The following is a 2,167-nucleotide window of genomic DNA, read 5'->3' on the forward strand; positions in this document are numbered from 1 at the left end:
GCATGATCGCTCACCGATCATGCGGCGCGGCCGGCTCGCGTTCCGCGCCTACGCGGTCGCGGTCCCCGCAGCGAACTCCGTGATCACGACGTCGTGGAACACCGCCGCGCCGCCGTCGGTGTACAGCGCCAGCCGGTCGTCGGCGTTCTCGGGGTAGGCCAGGCTGGAGTGGACGTAGCGGCCGTCGTCGACGAACATCTCCACCGAGAGGTTGTCGACCAGGATCCGCAGGTTCACCTCCCGCCGCGCCGGGTCGAAGGGCGTGTGGCTCTCCAGCCAGCGGGAGTCGGGGTTCCCGGTGTACTCCCGGTTGACGTAGGCGAAGTCGTGGTAGACGCCGGCGTCGATGTGCCTGGAGTCGTCGTTCGACAGCCGCAGCTGGAGGCCGATGTTCTCGACCTGGTCCCAGGTCACGCGGGTCTGGATCTGGTAGGCCCGCCCGCGGTAGCCGAGCACCGTCCTGCCGTTCACCGTGACGTCCCCGAGCTCGATCCGGTTGGAGGCCTGCGCCTCCAGCGTCCGCACCGGCGTCGAGACGAGCGCGGGCACGGACCCGTACCACTTCAGCGAGACCTCGCGGACGATCGAGTCGGTCCCGTTGAACCCGTCCGAGTCCCAGGTCGGCGTGTTGTTCGCGTAGTCCCAGAAGTTCATCCACCCGATGGCGTAGCGGGTCTTGGTGTCGAGCGCCCCGCCGACCCGCCGCTCCCACGTGACGGCCGCATACCAGTCCCAGCCGTAGTCGAGCCACTTCGGGTCCTGGTGGTTGGGGATGAAGTTGGTGCCGTTGAAGTCCCCGGTCCAGTACGCGTAGTTCGCCGGCAGGCCCAGGTGCTTCGCGTTGACGCTCACGCCGAGCACCCACTGGCCGGGACCGGTGTCGGAGTCCATCCAGAACAGGTCGGGGCATTCGAAGACGCCCAGGCCGCCCCTGATGAAGCCGTCGACGTACGTCCAGCTCTTGAGGTCGTTCGAGTGGTAGAAACCGACCTTGTCGTTCTCGGCGAGGGCCATCACCCACCGGCCGCGGGCGGTGTCCCAGATGACCTTAGGGTCGCGGAAGTCCACGACGCCGGGGTTGGGCAGGACGACCTGGTCGCGCCGGTCGAAGGTGCGGCCGCCGTCGTTCGAGTAGAACAGGAACTGCGCCTGCTGGTGCGGGGCCGAGGCGAAGCGGTCCTCCTGGGTCGCGATGGCGATGATCGCGCCCGCGCCGTACCCGGCGGTGTTGTTCGCGTCGACGACGAGGCTTCCGGACCAGATCGACCCGTTGGGATTGGCCTCCTTGGAAATGGCGTCACCGAGGTCGGTGAATGCGACGTTGTCGGCGGAGGAGACCAGTCGCCACGAAGTGCCTACCGCCGTGGGGAAGTCCTTGTTGTACAGGTAGTAGTAGTACGTCTGGCCGTTGACGACGATCGGCCGCTGCGGGTCGTTCTTCCAGCCGTCGGGCACCGAGTAGTGGTAGTAGGGCCGACGCGACTGTGACTGGGCGGCAGCCGATTCGGCGAACGGCACGCCGATGAGGCCGGCAGCGCCGCCGGCGCCGACGGCTCGGAGCAGCGTCCGTCTCGAGGTTCGCAGCATCATTGCTCCAAATCCGGCTAATAGATTGCTGAATTGACATAGGAGAATGTATATGGTTAATCGAGGTTAATTCAACGGCCGCATCGGGTTAACATCGGTTAATTGCGAGGGAGGGCATCCGGTGAATATGGAGTACGCATCCAGAGTGCCGCGACCGCCGCTGGACGGGCTGATCGACGACCTCTACTACCTGGAGGGCTCCCCGCCCTACGCCCGGCTCATGCTGCCGCCGATGCCCGCGTCGCTGCTCATCGTCAACCTCGGCGCGCCGTTCCGCATCCGCGCCGGCGCCGAGACCCACCTGGCCGAGTACGCCGACGGCTGCGTGGTCACCACGCCCACCCGCGCGTTCGCGTTAGAGTATCCACTTCGGACTATTTCGGTCGGCGTGCACGTCAAGCCGTGGGGGCTGGCGCCGTTCCTGCCGATGCCCGCGGCCGAGATCTGCGACCGGCCGGTGACCCTCGAACAGGTGTGGGGCCGGGCCGCCGTCGCCGGACTGCGCGACCGCCTCGCCGCGGCGGCCGGCGGCGCGCTGGCGATCGGCGACCTGAACGCGGCGGCCGGCGTCAGCGGCACC

The 2,167-nt window shown here is 67.7% G+C and carries 2 protein-coding genes; one reads left to right on the forward strand and one right to left on the reverse strand.

Annotated elements, in window-relative coordinates:
* Positions 1-48: 48 nt before the first annotated feature.
* On the reverse strand, positions 49-1,590 hold the full coding sequence (locus DI269_RS02465; RefSeq protein ID WP_198667082.1) for a glycoside hydrolase family 32 protein: 1,542 nt from the start codon (positions 1,588-1,590) through the stop codon (positions 49-51).
* A 124-nt stretch (positions 1,591-1,714) separates the two neighbouring features.
* Here DI269_RS02465 and DI269_RS02470 point away from each other — a divergent pair.
* The coding region (locus DI269_RS02470; protein ID WP_408612259.1) for a DUF6597 domain-containing transcriptional factor at positions 1,715-2,167 on the forward strand (453 nt) is incomplete at its 3' end.

It is taken from the genome of Glycomyces dulcitolivorans, assembly GCF_003265355.1.
GTDB classification, from domain to species: Bacteria; Actinomycetota; Actinomycetes; order Mycobacteriales; family Micromonosporaceae; genus Glycomyces; species Glycomyces dulcitolivorans.